Raw genomic sequence first — 14826 nt, forward strand, 5'->3', positions numbered from 1 at the left:
CCATCAGACTCGCACAAACCGACGAGGTTCAAAAAGCCATCATCGATGCCGGTGTGCCTGTGGCGCTTTGCCGCATTGCTGCAGCGCGGGGTGCAGCTTGGGTATACTCGCCACGATTCACCTGGAGCACTCATCAGGAGAGCTCATGCTCGCCCCCGTACTCATGCTGTCTGCCACACGTCAGAACCTCTGGCGCCTGACCTTCATCCGCACCCTGGTGCTGGCCGCCCAGGCCGGTTCGGTGGCGGTCGCCTACTGGACCGAACTGCTGCCACTGCCGTGGCTGGCGCTGAGCATCACCCTGGGGTTCTCCATGGTGCTGTGCGTGCTCACGGCCATCCGGCTGCGCACCTCGCTGCCGGTCACCGAGCTGGAGTATGCGGTGCAGCTGGCCTGCGACCTGCTGATCCACAGTGCGCTGCTGTATTTTTCCGGGGGCTCGACCAACCCCTTCGTGTCCTATTACCTGGTGCCCCTGGCGATTGCCGCGGTGACGCTGCCATGGCTGTATTCGCTGATTCTGTCGGGCATTGCGCTGGTGGCCTACACCCTGCTGCTGGTGCAGTACTTCCCGCTCGAAACTTTCCCCATGGCCCGCGAGAAGATGCAGATCTACGGCATGTGGCTGAGTTTTGCCCTGGCCGCCGGGGTGATCACCTTCTTTGCCGCCAAGATGGCCGAAGAGCTGCGTCGCCAGCAGCAGTTCCAGGCCCAGCGCCGCGAGGAAGGCCTGCGCGACCAGCAACTGCTGGCCGTGGCCACCCAGGCCGCCGGTGCCGCCCATGAGCTGGGCACGCCGCTGGCGACCATGAGCGTGCTGATCAACGAGATGCGCCAGGACCACACCGACCCGCTGCTGCAGGAAGACCTGGAGACGCTGCAGGAGCAGGTCAAGCAGTGCAAGCACACCTTGCAGAACCTGGTGCGCGCCGCCGAGGCCAATCGGCGCATGGCGGTGCAAGAGCAGGAGGCGAGCTTCTGGCTGGACGAGGCGCTCAACCGCTGGCACCTGATGCGCCCCGAGGCCAGCTATCGCTTCCAGCGCCTGGGCCAGGGTACGGTGCCGCGCCTGGCGCCGCCGCCGGACCTGACCCAGGCCCTGCTGAACCTGTTGAACAATGCAGCCGATGCCTGCCCCAATGACCTGGAGGTGTACCTGGACTGGGACGCCGAGGACATCGTGATCAGCATTCGCGACCATGGCCCCGGCGTGCCGGTGGCGATCGCCGAGCAGATCGGCAAACCCTTCTTTACCACCAAGGGCAAGGGCTTCGGCCTGGGCCTGTTCTTGAGCAAGGCCAGCGTGACCCGTGCTGGCGGCTCGGTAAAACTCTATAGTCATGAGGAAGGCGGTACGCTCACCGAGCTGCGCCTGCCGCGTGACGCGCGAGGAGACGTGTGATGAGTGATGAAATTCAGGCTGAAGGCGAAGAGCTGCCGCACCTGCTGCTGGTGGATGACGACGCCACGTTTACCCGGGTGATGGCCCGGGCCATGAGCCGGCGCGGGTTTCGCGTGAGCACGGCGGGTTCTGCCGAAGAGGGCCTGCAGATTGCCCAGCAGGACGTGCCGGACTACGCCACGCTGGACCTGAAGATGGAGGGCGACTCCGGGCTGGTGCTGCTGCCCAAGCTGCTGGAGCTGGACCCGGAGATGCGCGTGGTGATCCTCACCGGCTATTCGAGCATTGCCACCGCGGTGGAGGCGATCAAGCGCGGCGCCTGCAATTACCTGTGCAAGCCGGCCGATGCCGACGACGTGCTGGCGGCGCTGGCGTCCGAGCACGCCGACCTGGACACGCTGGTACCGGAAAACCCGATGTCGGTGGACCGCCTGCAGTGGGAGCACATCCAGCGTGTGCTGACCGAGCATGAGGGCAATATCTCGGCCACGGCACGGGCGCTGGGCATGCACCGGCGTACCCTGCAGCGCAAATTGCAGAAGCGCCCGGTTCGGCGCTGAACCTCAGGGCCTCTTCGCCGGCAAGGCCGGCGAAGAGGCTGCATGGCAGCCCCAAGGTTGACGTATGATTAGCTCCCTAACGACGCCGACGGGACCACCTGCATGCTCGCCCTTTTTCTCCAGACCCTGAACATCACCGCGCCGGTGTTCGCGATGATGTTCATGGGCGTGCTGCTGCGCCGCATCAACGCCATCAACGACAGCTTCATCCAGACCGCCTCGGCCCTGGTGTTCAACGTGAGCATGCCGGCGCTGCTGTTTCTGGGCATCTACCACGCCGATCTCGAGGCGGCGGTCCAGCCCTCGCTGCTGCTGTACTTCACCGTCGCCACCCTGGGCAGTTTCGGCCTGGCCTGGCTGATCGCGATCTGGCGCTGCCCCCGTGAAGATCGCGGCATCTACGCCCAGGGCGGCTTTCGCGGCAACAATGCGGTCATCGGCCTGGCGCTGGCCGGGAGCATGTACGGCGATCATGGCATCTCCATCGGCGCGGTGCTGGCCGGGCTGGTGATCCTGCTCTACAACTCGCTGTCGGCCGTGGTGCTGGCGGTGTACAGCCCGACCATCAAGTCCGACCCCTGGAGCATCCTCAAGAGCATCCTGCGCAACCCGCTGATCATCAGTGTGCTGGTGGCCGGCGTGCTGGCGTATGCCAAGGTGGGGCTGCCCAACTGGCTGCTGACCTCCGGTGACTACCTGGCGCAGATGACCCTGCCGCTGGCGCTGATCTGCATCGGCGGCACGCTGTCGATGGCCTCGTTGCACGCCAGCGGGCGCATGGCGCTGAGTGCCAGCCTGGTAAAGATGGTGTGGCTGCCGCTGCTGGCCACCTTCGGCGCCTGGCTGTGCGGCTTTCGCGGCGCGGAGCTGGGGGTGCTGTTCCTGTACATCGCCAGCCCCACCGCCGCGTCCAGCTACGTGATGGCGCGCGCGGCCAACGGCAATCACCAGCTGGCCGCCTCGATCATCGTGATTACCACGCTGATGGCCGCAGTTACGACGAATATCGGCATATTTATCTTGCAGTGGGGCGGCTGGATCTAGATCCTGTCGCCCACACTCAAAATAACGGCCTCCCTGCCTGAGGACACTTCATGCAAGACCAGATCACGCCCGAGCGTTTGCATCGCGGCCTGAAGAACCGTCACATCCAGTTGATCGCGCTGGGCGGCGCCATCGGCACCGGGTTGTTCCTGGGCATCGCCCAGACCATCCAGATGGCAGGCCCTGCCGTGCTGCTGGGCTACGCCATCGCCGGCCTGATGGCCTTTTTCATCATGCGCCAGCTGGGTGAGATGGTGGTCGAGGAACCGGTGGCGGGCAGCTTCAGCCACTTTGCGCACCGCTACTGGAACGAGTTCGCCGGCTTCGTCTCGGGCTGGAACTACTGGGTGGTCTATGTGCTGGTGGGCATGGCCGAGCTGACGGCGGTGGGTATCTACGTGCAGTACTGGTGGCCGGACTTCCCCACCTGGGCCACTGCAGCGATCTTCTTCGTGGCGATCAACCTGATCAACCTCACCCAGGTCAAGGTGTACGGCGAGCTGGAATTCTGGTTCGCGCTGGTCAAGGTGATCGCCATCGTCAGCATGATCGGTTTCGGCGCCTGGCTGCTGGCCAGCGGCAGCGGCGGGCCGGATGCCAGCGTGGCCAACCTGTGGCAGTACGGCGGGTTCTTCCCCAATGGCATCACCGGGCTGGTGATGGCGATGGCGGTGATCATGTTCTCCTTCGGCGGGCTGGAGCTGGTCGGCATCACCGCGGCCGAGGCGGACAACCCGCGCTACAGCATTCCACGCGCGACCAACCAGGTGGTGTACCGCATCCTGATCTTCTACATCGGCGCACTGGCAGTGCTGCTGTCGCTGTACCCCTGGCAGAAGGTGGTGCAGGGCGGCAGCCCGTTCGTGATGATCTTCCACAACCTGGACAGCAACCTGGTGGCCACCATTCTCAACGTGGTGGTGCTGACTGCCGCGCTGTCGGTGTACAACAGCTGCGTTTACTGCAACAGCCGCATGCTGTTCGGCCTGGCCAGCCAGGGTGATGCGCCGCGGGCACTGCTCAAGATCAACCGTCGTGGCGTGCCGCTGGCGGCGCTGGGCGTATCGGCGGTGGCCACCGGCCTGTGCGTGCTGATCAACTACCTGATGCCGGGCGAAGCCTTCGGCCTGCTGATGGCGCTGGCGGTGTCGGCACTGGTGATCAACTGGGCGAGCATCAGCATCACCCACCTGAAATTTCGCAAGGCCAAGATCGCTGCCGGCGAGTCGACCTTCTACAAGAGCTGGGGGCACCCGGTGACCAATTACCTGTGCCTGGCGTTCATCGTGCTGATTCTGGTGGTGATGTACCTGACCCCGCCGATCCGCATCTCGGTACTGCTGATTCCGGCCTGGATCGCCACCCTGGGCGTGGCGTTCTGGCTCAAGAAGAAGGGGCAGAAGGCCGCCGCCGTCGCCGGCTGACGGCCCTGCGGGGTGATCGGTCAGCCCTGCTGGTAGCTGTCGATCACTTCCTGGGCGGCGCGAAACGCATCGATCGCCGCCGGTACGCCCGCGTACACGGCGCAATGCAGCAACGCCTCGCGAATCTCTTCCACCGTACAGCCGTTGTTCAGGGCGCCACGCACGTGGCCCTTGAGCTCCTGCGGGCACTTGAGCGCGGTCAGCGCCGCCAGGGTGATCAGGCTGCGGGTTTTCAGCGGCAGGCCCTCGCGGCTCCACACGCTGCCCCAGGCGTGCTCGTTGACGAACGCCTGCAGCGGCTCGGTGAACTCGGTGGCATTGCCCAGTGCACGGTCCACGAATGCATCGCCCATGACCTGGCGGCGAACCTGTTCGCCGGTTTTGTTGCTCTCGCCCATGTTGTTTTCCTTAGTGTTGGCGGCGCCAGGCGCGCACGGTGGTGTACATCAGCACCACCGCCAGCGTCGGCAGGACATAAAGCAGCATCAGCTGCTCCAGACGGTTGGCCAGCGGCATGCCGGTGGTGAAGGCCACCACGTGCAGACCATAGGCCAGGTAAAGACACAGGAACACCAGACCTTCGGCGCGGGTGACGCGGTAGCCGGAATAGAACACCGGCAGGGTCAGCACGGCCACGCCGAGCATCACCGGCAGGTCGAAGGCCAGCGCGTTGGGCGAGATCGACAGCGGCACCGGGGCCACCAGCGCGGTCAGCCCGAGCACCGCCAGCAGGTTGAACAGGTTGCTGCCGATCACGTTGCCCACGGCGATTTCACGCTCGCCGCGCAAGGCGGCGATCAGCGAGGTGGCCAGCTCCGGCAGCGAGGTGCATACCGCCACCACGGTCAGGCCGATCACCCGCTCCGACAGGCCCAGGTCGACGGCCACTTCCACTGCTGCCTCCAGCAACAGGTGCCCGGCCAGGCTCAGCAGGCCCAGGCCGGTGAGCATCAGTGCCAGGGTGCCGAACCAGAAGCCGACGCCACGCTGCGGCCGCGGACCGGGGGCGGGGTAGGTGCGTGCGTGGTGGCGTGACTGGTGCCACAGGATGGCCAGGTAGGCAACCAGCCCGAGCAGCAGCAGGGCGCCTTCGAGGCGGCCGATGCGCTCGTCCAGGGCCAGCAGGTACACCAGCAGGCTGGCGCCGATCATCAGGGGGATATCCAGGCGTACCAGTTGCCGCGAAACGCGCAGGGGGATGATCAGGGCGGCCAGGCCCAGGGTGACCAGCACGTTGAAGATGTTGCTGCCGATCACGCTGCCCACCGCCACGTCGGGTGCGCCGGTGTAGGCCGCCTGCAGGCTCACGGTCAGTTGCGGGGCGCTGCTGCCGAAGGCCACCAGGCTCAGGCCGATGATCAGCGGACGCACCTGCAGGCTGGCGGCCAGGCGCAGGGCGGCGCGCACCAGCAGTTCGGCGCCGGTGATCAGCAGCAGCAGGCCCAGGGCCAGTTGCAGCAGGCTGAAGGTGGGTAAAGCGGCCAGGTCGAAAATGGTCGTGCTCCGAAGCAGGGTCAGTTGCTGAGACTTTGTACCCGTACCCGCGCGGTTCCGCTACGGAGCATGCCCAGTTGGTCGGCGGCGGCGCGTGACAGGTCGATGAGTCGACCCCGGGTATGCGGGCCGCGGTCGTTGATGCGTACCACGACGCGGCGGTCGTTGGCGAGGTTGGTGACCTGCACGCGGGTGCCGAAGGGCAGGCTGCGATGGGCGGCGGTCAGGCCGTGCTGGTCGAAGGGTTCGCCACTGGCGGTACGCTTGCCGTGATGGCGGGAACCGTAATAGGAGGCGGTGCCGGTCTGGTCGTAACCGCGGGGGTCGAGGGTGTGGCTGGCACAGCCGGCGAGCAGGGTGAAAAGCGCGAGCAGTGCGCTGAGGGGACGCCACATGTATCCGGTTACTCCGTGGTGTGGCCTTCGCCGGCAACGCCGGCTCCTGCAGGGATTGGTGCGTCCTTGTAGGAGCCGGCGTTGCCGGCGAATGCAGGCGACGCGGTTCAGCCTTCGAGCTTGCTCTTGAGCAATTGGTTCACCTGTTGCGGGTTGGCCTTGCCCTTGGACGCCTTCATCGCCTGGCCGACGAAGAAGCCGAACATCTTGCCGCGCTTGGCCTCGTCCGCCGCGCGGTACTGCTCGACCTGCTCGGCGTTGGCCGCCAGCACTTCGTCCAGCACCTTCTCGATCGCGCCGGTGTCGGTCACCTGTTTCAGGCCTTCTGCCTCGATGATCTGGTCGGCATCGCCTTCACCGGCGGCCATCTTCTCGAACACCACCTTGGCGATCTTGCCGCTGATGGTGTTGTCCAGAATGCGCTGCAGCATGCCGCCCAGTTGCGCGGCGCTGACCGGCGCCTGGTCGATCTCCAGGCCCAGCTTGTTCAGCAGGCTGCCCAGCTCGACCATGACCCAGTTGGCCGCCAGCTTGGCATCGCCGCACACACCGACCACCTGCTCGAAGTAGTCGGCCTGCTCGCGGCTGGAGGCCAGCACGTTGGCGTCGTAGGCCGACAGGCCGAACTGGCTCTGGAAGCGCTCGCGCTTCTGCGGCGGCAGTTCGGGCAGGGTGGCGCGGATGGCGTCGAGGAACGCCGGCTCGATGACCACCGGCAGCAGGTCCGGGTCGGGGAAGTAACGGTAGTCGTTGGCCTCCTCCTTGCTGCGCATGGAGCGGGTCTCGTCCTTGTTCGGGTCGTACAGGCGGGTTTCCTGGATCACCCGGCCGCCATCCTCGATCAGTTCGATCTGGCGCTGCACCTCGGTGTTGATCGCCTTCTCGATGAAGCGGAACGAGTTGACGTTCTTGATCTCGCAGCGGGTGCCGAACTCGACCTGGCCCTTGGGCCGGATCGACACGTTGCAGTCGCAGCGCAGCGAGCCCTCGGCCATGTTGCCGTCGCAGATGCCCAGGTAGCGCACCAGTGCGTGGATCGCCTTGACGTAGGCCACGGCTTCCTTGGCGCTGCGCATTTCCGGCTCGGAGACGATTTCCAGCAGCGGCGTGCCGGCGCGGTTCAGGTCGATGCCGGTGGCGCCGCTGAAGTCTTCGTGCAGGCTCTTGCCGGCGTCTTCCTCCAGGTGTGCGCGGGTGATGCCGATGCGCTTGACGGTGCCGTCTTCAAGGGCGATGTCCAGGTAGCCCTTGCCGACGATCGGCAGCTCCATCTGGCTGATCTGGTAGCCCTTGGGCAGGTCGGGGTAGAAGTAGTTCTTGCGCGCGAACACGTTGTGCTCGCCGATTTCGGCGTCGATCGCCAGGCCGAACATGCAGGCCATGCGCACGGCTTCTTCGTTGAGCACCGGCAGCACGCCGGGCATGCCCAGGTCGATCAGGCTGGCCTGGGTGTTCGGCTCGGAGCCGAACGTGGTGGCGCTGCCGGAGAAAATCTTCGACTGGGTGGCGAGCTGGGTATGAATTTCCAGCCCGATCACAACTTCCCATTGCATGTGTCTGTCCCTCAGAAGCCGGTAGGTGCGCGGGTGTGCCAATCAGTCACTTGCTGATAGCGGTGCGCGACGTTGAGCAGGCGGCCTTCCTGGAAATACGGGGCCAGCAGTTGCACGCCGACCGGCAGGCCGTCGACAAAACCGGCCGGCATCGACAGGCCTGGCAGGCCGGCGAGGTTGGCGGTGATGGTGTAGACGTCTTCCAGGTAGGCGGCGACCGGGTCGCTGTTCTTGGCGCCAAGCTTCCAGGCCGGGTTGGGCGTGGTCGGGCCGAGAATCACGTCGACCTCTTCGAAGGCGGCCATGAAGTCGTTCTTGATCAGGCGGCGGATCTTCTGCGCCTGCAGGTAGTAGGCATCGTAGTAGCCGGCCGACAGCGCGTAGGCGCCGACCATGATGCGCCGCTGCACCTCGGGGCCGAAGCCTTCACCGCGTGAACGCTTGTACAGGTCGGTGAGGTCCTTGGGGTCTTCGCAGCGGTAGCCGAAGCGCACGCCGTCGAAACGCGAGAGGTTGGACGAGGCTTCGGCCGGGGCGATGACGTAGTACGCAGGGATCGCGTGCTGCATGTTCGGCAGGCTGATCTGCTTGACCACCGCGCCGAGCTTTTCCAGCTCCTTGACGCTGGCCTGGATCAGGTCGGCGATGCGCGGGTCCAGGCCGGCACCGAAGTACTCCTTCGGCAGGCCGATGCGCAGGCCCTGCAGCGAGGCGTTGAGCGGGGCGCTGTAGTCGGGCACCGGTTCGTCGATGCTGGTGGAGTCCTTGGCGTCAAAACCGGCCATGGCCTGCAGCAGCAGCGCGCAGTCTTCGGCGGTACGCGCCAGCGGGCCACCCTGGTCGAGGCTGGAGGCGTAGGCAATCATGCCCCAGCGCGACACGCGACCGTAGGTCGGCTTGAGGCCGGTGAGGTTGGTCAGCGCCGCCGGCTGGCGGATCGAACCGCCGGTGTCGGTGCCGGTGGTGGCCGGCAGCAGGCGCGCGGCCACGGCGGCGGCCGAACCGCCGGACGAACCGCCCGGCACGTGTTCGAGGTTCCACGGGTTCTTCACCGCGCCGTAGTGGCTGGATTCGTTGGCCGAACCCATGGCGAACTCGTCCATGTTGGTCTTGCCCAGGGTGACCATGCCGGCCTCGGCCAGCTTGCTGACCACGGTGGCGTCATACGGCGAGACGAAGTTGTCGAGCATCTTCGAGCCGCAGCTGGTGCGCACGCCCTGGGTGCAGAACAGGTCCTTGTGGGCGATGGGGGCGCCCAGCAGGGCGCCGGTTTCACCGCCAGCGCGGCGGGCGTCGGCGGCACGCGCCTGGTCCAGGGCCAGGTCTTCGGTGACGCTGATGAAACTGTTGATTTGCGGGTCGAGCTGCTGGATGCGCGCCAGCAGCGTGCGGGTCAGCTCTTCGGCAGAAAAGGCTTTGTCGGCGAGTCCGCGGGCGATCTCGGCCAGGGTCAGTTGATGCATGGCAGGCTCTATTCCCTTACTCGATGACTTTAGGAACCAGGTACAGGCCGCTTTCGGTCGCCGGGGCGATGGCCTGGTAGCTGTCTCTCTGGTTACTTTCTGTTACCACGTCGGCACGCAGGCGCTGACGGGCTTCAAGGGGGTGGGCCAGTGGCTCGATGCCAGTGGTGTCGACCGCTTGCATCTGGTCGACCAAACCCAGAATACTGTTCAAGGCATCGGTAGTGCGCGGAAGATCGGCTTCATTGAGGCCCAGGCGGGCCAGGTGAGCGATCTTTTCCACGTCGCAGCGTTCAAGCGCCATGGGGATCTCCAGGGGAAAACAAAAAACGGAATTGGTCCGCGAATGAGGAACATGCTGGCAGATTTACGGTCATAAGGCCGCGATTGTGTGCTGGCTTGCTCGGAAAAACTGCCAATTTAACATATTGGCGCCTTGCCCAAAATCCCCGCCGTTGTTAGAGTTTGCCGCACTTTTTTACCCACGCGTTGCCTAGGGTCACTTTCCCATGTTCAAGAAACTGCGTGGCATGTTTTCCAGCGATCTTTCCATCGACCTGGGCACTGCCAACACCCTTATTTACGTGCGTGAGCGCGGTATCGTCCTGAATGAGCCTTCGGTTGTGGCCATTCGTACTCACGGCAACCAGAAAAGTGTCGTCGCTGTCGGCACCGAGGCCAAGCGCATGCTCGGCCGTACGCCCGGCAACATCGCTGCCATTCGTCCGATGAAGGACGGCGTGATCGCCGATTTCAGCGTCTGCGAAAAGATGCTGCAGTACTTCATCAACAAGGTTCACGAAAACAGTTTTCTGCAGCCCAGCCCTCGCGTGCTGATCTGCGTTCCGTGCAAGTCGACCCAGGTAGAGCGCCGCGCCATTCGCGAGTCGGCCCTCGGTGCCGGTGCCCGTGAAGTGTTCCTGATCGAAGAGCCAATGGCCGCCGCCATCGGTGCCGGCCTGCCGGTCGAGGAAGCCCGTGGTTCGATGGTCGTCGATATTGGTGGTGGTACCACCGAAATCGCACTGATCTCCCTCAATGGTGTGGTGTACGCCGAATCCGTGCGTGTGGGTGGCGACCGTTTCGACGAGGCCATCGTCACCTACGTGCGCCGCAACTACGGCAGCCTGATCGGCGAGTCCACCGCCGAGCGTATCAAGCAGGAAATCGGTACTGCCTACCCGGGCGGCGAAGTGCGTGAAGTCGACGTACGCGGCCGCAACCTGGCCGAAGGCGTGCCACGTGCCTTCACCCTGAACTCCAACGAAGTGCTCGAAGCCCTTCAGGAATCGCTGGCGACCATCGTGCAGGCGGTCAAGAGCGCCCTGGAGCAATCGCCACCGGAGCTGGCTTCGGACATCGCCGAGCGCGGCCTGGTGCTGACCGGTGGTGGTGCGCTGCTGCGCGACCTGGACAAGCTGCTGGCCCAGGAAACCGGCCTGCCGGTGATCGTCGCCGAAGACCCGCTGACCTGTGTCGCCCGTGGCGGCGGTCGCGCGCTGGAGATGATGGACAAACACACCATGGACCTGCTCTCCAGCGAGTGATTTGCTGACCGCCCACCCCGTCCCCCGGTTTACAGGTAGCGCCCACAGTGCTACCTGTATGTGCTGGTGGCGCGTGTGGGCGTCGTTTCCATCCATCCTGCAAGCAGGCCGGTGCGTTGCCGTATGAATGACCCCCTGAATCTTCGAGGAGCGGCCTATTAAACCGCTTTTCGCCAAAGGCCCTTCGCTGGGCGTGCACCTGCTTGTGCTGGTTGTGCTGTCTATCGCCCTGATGGTGGTGGACGCCCGCTTTACCTTGCTCAAGCCGCTGCGCAGCCAGATGGCGCTGGTGCTGATGCCTTCCTATACCATCAGCGACTTCCCGCAACGCATGTGGCAGGGCGTGGCCAGCCAGTTCGGCAGCCGCACCGAGCTGATCGCCGAGAACGAGAAACTCAAGACCGAAGCCTTGCTGCTGCAAGGTCGCCTGCAGAAGCTGGCGGCCCTGACCGAGCAGAACGTGCGCCTGCGCGAGTTGCTCAACTCCTCGGCACTGGTCAACGAGAAGGTCGAGGTGGCCGAGCTGATCGGCGTCGACCCCAACCCCTTTACCCACCGCATCCTGATCAACAAGGGCGAACGCGACGGCGTGGTGCTGGGCCAGCCGGTGCTCGACGCCCGTGGCCTGATGGGCCAGGTGGTCGAGCTGATGCCGTACACCTCGCGGGTGCTGCTGCTCACCGACACCACTCACAGCATTCCGGTGCAGGTCAACCGCAACGGCCTGCGCGCGATTGCCAGTGGCACCGGCAATCCCGAACGCCTGGAACTGCGCCACGTGGCCGACACCGCCGACATCAAGGAAGGCGACCTGCTGGTCAGTTCCGGCCTGGGCCAGCGCTTCCCGGCCGGCTACCCGGTGGCCACGGTGCGCGAGGTGATCCACGACTCCGGGCAGCCGTTCGCCATCGTGCGGGCGGTGCCTACCGCGGCGCTCAACCGCAGCCGCTACATGCTGCTGGTGTTTTCCGACAGCCGTACCCCCGAACAGCGCGCCGCCGATGCCGCGCAGGCTCAGGAAGCGGCTGATCGCCAGGCGCAGAGCCCGATCGATGGCAGCATGCCGGCTGCCGCGCCGGGCGCACCTGCCGCACCCGCTGCGCCGGGCACGCCTGCGCCAACCCCTGCACCTGCTCCTGCCGCCGCGCCCGCTGCCCCTGCAGCCGCCCCGGCCACTTCTCGGGAGAGACACTGATGAGCAGTACCCGTAGCCGCAACGGTTGGGTGGTCTGGTTGACCTTCCTGATCGGCCTGCTGCTGAGCGTGTGGCCCACGCTGCCGTTCATGGAGATTTTCCGTCCGCTGTGGCTGGCCCTGCTGCTGGCCTTCTGGACGCTGCACCTGCCGCACAAGGTCGGCATGACCACCGCATTCGTGCTGGGGCTTGCCGAGGACGTGCTGTACGGCACGCTGCTGGGGCAGAACGCCCTGGTGCTGGTGCTTATCACCTTCCTGGTGCTGTCGCTGCAGCAGCGCCTGCGCATGTTCCCCATGTGGCAGCAGAGCCTGGTGATTCTGGTGATCTTCGGCCTGGCCCAGCTGGTTCAGCTGTGGCTCAGCGCCCTGACCGGCAACCGCCAGCCGACCCTGGCGCTGGTGTGGCCGGCGGTGATCAGTGCGCTGCTGTGGCCCTGGATCAGCTTCGCCTTGCGCGGCCTGCGCCGACGCCTGAGTATCAACTGATTCGCGTTGCCCACCGACGCTGACACGGAGACGTCACATGACCCCGCTGTACCTGGCCTCTGGTTCGCCACGCCGACGTGAGCTGCTCTCCCAGATCGGCGTGCCGTTCACCCCGGTGGCCGCCAGCATCGATGAAACCCCTCTGGATGCCGAACCGGCTGACGCCTATGTCGAGCGCCTGGCGCGCGAGAAGGCGGCTGCCGGCCTGGCGGTGTTGCGCGCCAGCGGCGTGGAAGGGCACCTGGCGGTACTGGGCGCCGACACTGCGGTGGTGCTCGACGGGCAGATCCTCGGCAAGCCGCAGGGGCAGGCCGACGCCCTGGCCATGCTGGCCGCATTGTCCGGACGCGAGCACGACGTGCTGACGGCAGTGGCGGTGACCGATGGCGAGCGCTGCCTGAGCGTGAACGTTGCCAGCCGCGTCAGCCTGCGCCCCATCAGCCCCGAACAGGCCCTGGCCTACTGGGCCAGCGGCGAGCCGCAGGACAAGGCCGGCAGCTATGCGATCCAGGGCCTGGCGGCAATTTTCGTCAAGGCGCTGCAGGGCAGCTACTCGGCGGTGGTCGGCTTGCCGTTGAGCGAAACCGCCGAGCTGCTGGAGCAATTTTCCATTCCCTGCTGGCAAGGCCTGCCGCCCCGTTGAGCGAGGAACTGCCCGTACCCCTTTAATTGCTCGCCAGCGACCGCCGGGCAATCCATCATTAGCTGAAGACCTTTGACGAGAGCCTGCCATGAGTGAAGAGATTCTGATCAATATCACGCCGATGGAATCACGCGTGGCGGTGGTGGAGAACGGTGTTCTTCAGGAGGTGCACGTCGAGCGCACCCAGCGGCGGGGCATCGTCGGCAACATCTACAAGGGCAAGGTGGTGCGGGTGCTGCCCGGCATGCAGGCGGCGTTCGTCGACATCGGCCTGGAGCGCGCGGCGTTCATCCACGCCTCGGAAATCTCCCAGCGCGAAGGCGCCAGTGTCGAGACCATCAGTGCCCTGGTGCACGAAGGCCAGAGCCTGGTGGTGCAGGTGACCAAGGACCCGATCGGCTCCAAGGGCGCACGCCTGACTACCCAGCTGTCGATCCCGTCGCGCTATCTGGTGTACATGCCGCGTACCAGCCATGTGGGCATCTCGCTCAAGATCGAGGACGAAGGCGAGCGCGAGCGGCTCAAGCAGGTGGTCACCGACTGCATCGCCCAGGAAAACATCCAGGACGCCGGCGGGTTCATCCTGCGCACCGCGGCCGAGGGCGCCGGCGCCGACGAGATCGTCATGGACATCCGCTACCTGCGTCGCTTGTGGGACCAGATCGGCGCCCAGATCAAGACCGTTGGCGCACCCACCGAAATCTACGAAGACCTGGGCCTGGCCCTGCGTACCCTGCGCGACCTGGTCAACCCCAAGATCGAGAAGATCCGCATCGATTCACGGGAAACCTTCCAGAAGACCACGCAGTTCGTCGCCGAGCTGATGCCGGAAATCGCCGACCGCCTGGAGCACTACCCGGGGGAGCGGCCGATCTTCGACCTGTATGGCGTCGAGGACGAGATCCAGCGTGCGCTGGAGCGCAAGGTGCCGCTCAAGTCCGGTGGCTACCTGGTGGTCGACCCGGCCGAGGCGATGACCACCATCGACGTCAACACCGGGGCCTTCGTCGGCCACCGCAACCTCGAAGAGACCATCTTCAAGACCAACCTGGAGGCTGCCACGGCGATTGCCCGCCAGCTGCGCCTGCGCAACATCGGCGGCATCATCATCATCGACTTCATCGACATGGAAGACGAAGAGCACCAGCGCCAGGTACTGCGTACCCTGGAAAAACAGCTGGAACGTGATCACGCCAAGACCAACATCATCGGCATCACCGAGCTGGGGCTGGTGCAGATGACCCGCAAGCGCACCCGCGAAAGCCTTGAACAGGTGCTGTGCGAACCATGCGCCAGTTGCCAGGGCCGCGGCAAGCTGAAGACTCCTGAGACCATCTGTTACGAAATTTTCCGCGAGATCCTGCGCGAGGCCCGCGCCTACCAGGCCGAAGGCTACCGGGTGCTGGCCAACCAGAAGGTGGTGGACCGCCTGCTCGACGAGGAATCGGGCAACGTAGCGGAGCTGGAGGCATTCATCGGGCGAACCATCCGCTTCCAGGTGGAGTCCATGTATTCCCAGGAACAATACGATGTGGTGCTGCTCTGACTCGCGTTGAAACCTACCCTGCGCTGGAAAACTGCGCGTACCGGGCCATAGTTAACGGACCACACGGGGAGC

Annotated in this window: 15 protein-coding genes; 9 read left to right on the plus strand and 6 right to left on the minus strand. The window is 65.2% G+C overall.

Features of this window, described 5'->3' with window-relative positions:
• Window positions 1-145: 145 nt before the first annotated feature.
• From KH389_RS04890 to KH389_RS04905, 4 genes are all read left to right on the plus strand, one after another.
• Window positions 146-1402 carry an ATP-binding protein gene (locus tag KH389_RS04890; RefSeq protein ID WP_054916388.1) on the plus strand — a complete coding sequence of 419 codons (1257 nt, stop codon included), beginning with the start codon at window positions 146-148 and terminating at the stop codon, window positions 1400-1402.
• Window positions 1402-1962, plus strand: a complete 561-nt coding sequence (locus KH389_RS04895; RefSeq protein WP_043862485.1) for a response regulator transcription factor — start codon at window positions 1402-1404, stop codon at window positions 1960-1962. The genes KH389_RS04890 and KH389_RS04895 overlap by 1 nt, the downstream gene beginning before the upstream one ends.
• A 102-nt stretch (window positions 1963-2064) precedes the next feature.
• The gene (locus KH389_RS04900) at window positions 2065-3006 is read left to right on the plus strand and encodes an AEC family transporter (protein ID WP_054916387.1); all 942 of its coding nucleotides are present in this window, start codon (window positions 2065-2067) and stop codon (window positions 3004-3006) included.
• 50 nt (window positions 3007-3056) lie between these two features.
• The gene (locus KH389_RS04905; RefSeq protein ID WP_043862483.1) at window positions 3057-4430 is read left to right on the plus strand and encodes an amino acid permease; all 1374 of its coding nucleotides are present in this window, start codon (window positions 3057-3059) and stop codon (window positions 4428-4430) included.
• 20 nt (window positions 4431-4450) lie between these two features.
• Here KH389_RS04905 and KH389_RS04910 read toward each other — a convergent pair whose 3' ends face one another.
• From KH389_RS04910 to gatC, 6 genes are all read right to left on the minus strand, one after another.
• Window positions 4451-4828 carry a carboxymuconolactone decarboxylase family protein gene (locus KH389_RS04910; RefSeq protein WP_043862482.1) on the minus strand — a complete coding sequence of 126 codons (378 nt, stop codon included), beginning with the start codon at window positions 4826-4828 and terminating at the stop codon, window positions 4451-4453.
• 10 nt (window positions 4829-4838) lie between these two features.
• Window positions 4839-5882, minus strand: a complete 1044-nt coding sequence (locus KH389_RS04915) for a calcium/sodium antiporter (protein WP_043862481.1) — start codon at window positions 5880-5882, stop codon at window positions 4839-4841.
• Window positions 5883-5944: 62 nt separating this feature from the next.
• The gene (locus KH389_RS04920; protein WP_043862480.1) at window positions 5945-6319 is read right to left on the minus strand and encodes a septal ring lytic transglycosylase RlpA family protein; all 375 of its coding nucleotides are present in this window, start codon (window positions 6317-6319) and stop codon (window positions 5945-5947) included.
• A 107-nt stretch (window positions 6320-6426) separates the two neighbouring features.
• Window positions 6427-7872, minus strand: a complete 1446-nt coding sequence (gatB, locus tag KH389_RS04925; protein WP_054916385.1) for an Asp-tRNA(Asn)/Glu-tRNA(Gln) amidotransferase subunit GatB — start codon at window positions 7870-7872, stop codon at window positions 6427-6429.
• Between the two features lie 11 nt (window positions 7873-7883).
• Window positions 7884-9335, minus strand: a complete 1452-nt coding sequence (gatA, locus tag KH389_RS04930; RefSeq protein WP_043862478.1) for an Asp-tRNA(Asn)/Glu-tRNA(Gln) amidotransferase subunit GatA — start codon at window positions 9333-9335, stop codon at window positions 7884-7886.
• Between the two features lie 16 nt (window positions 9336-9351).
• The gene (gene gatC / locus KH389_RS04935; protein ID WP_043862477.1) at window positions 9352-9639 is read right to left on the minus strand and encodes an Asp-tRNA(Asn)/Glu-tRNA(Gln) amidotransferase subunit GatC; all 288 of its coding nucleotides are present in this window, start codon (window positions 9637-9639) and stop codon (window positions 9352-9354) included.
• 205 nt (window positions 9640-9844) lie between these two features.
• On the opposite strand from gatC, the gene mreB reads away from it, so the two are divergent.
• From mreB to rng, 5 genes are all read left to right on the plus strand, one after another.
• Window positions 9845-10882 carry a rod shape-determining protein MreB gene (gene mreB, locus KH389_RS04940; RefSeq protein WP_008371426.1) on the plus strand — a complete coding sequence of 346 codons (1038 nt, stop codon included), beginning with the start codon at window positions 9845-9847 and terminating at the stop codon, window positions 10880-10882.
• Window positions 10883-11087: 205 nt separating this feature from the next.
• Complete coding sequence (gene mreC, locus KH389_RS04945) at window positions 11088-12077, plus strand: rod shape-determining protein MreC (protein ID WP_373870457.1); 990 nt, start codon at window positions 11088-11090, stop codon at window positions 12075-12077.
• Window positions 12077-12565, plus strand: coding sequence for a rod shape-determining protein MreD (gene mreD, locus KH389_RS04950; RefSeq protein WP_043862475.1), 489 nt, complete (start codon window positions 12077-12079; stop codon window positions 12563-12565). The genes mreC and mreD overlap by 1 nt, the downstream gene beginning before the upstream one ends.
• Window positions 12566-12602: 37 nt before the next feature.
• A complete protein-coding gene (locus tag KH389_RS04955; protein WP_213606981.1) occupies window positions 12603-13208 on the plus strand; it encodes a Maf family protein in 606 nt (201 codons plus the stop codon).
• Window positions 13209-13296: 88 nt separating this feature from the next.
• A complete protein-coding gene (gene rng, locus KH389_RS04960) occupies window positions 13297-14754 on the plus strand; it encodes a ribonuclease G (protein WP_043862473.1) in 1458 nt (485 codons plus the stop codon).
• Window positions 14755-14826: the final 72 nt, after the last annotated feature.

Source organism: Pseudomonas qingdaonensis (assembly GCF_018398475.1).
GTDB lineage: Bacteria > Pseudomonadota > Gammaproteobacteria > Pseudomonadales > Pseudomonadaceae > Aquipseudomonas > Aquipseudomonas palmensis.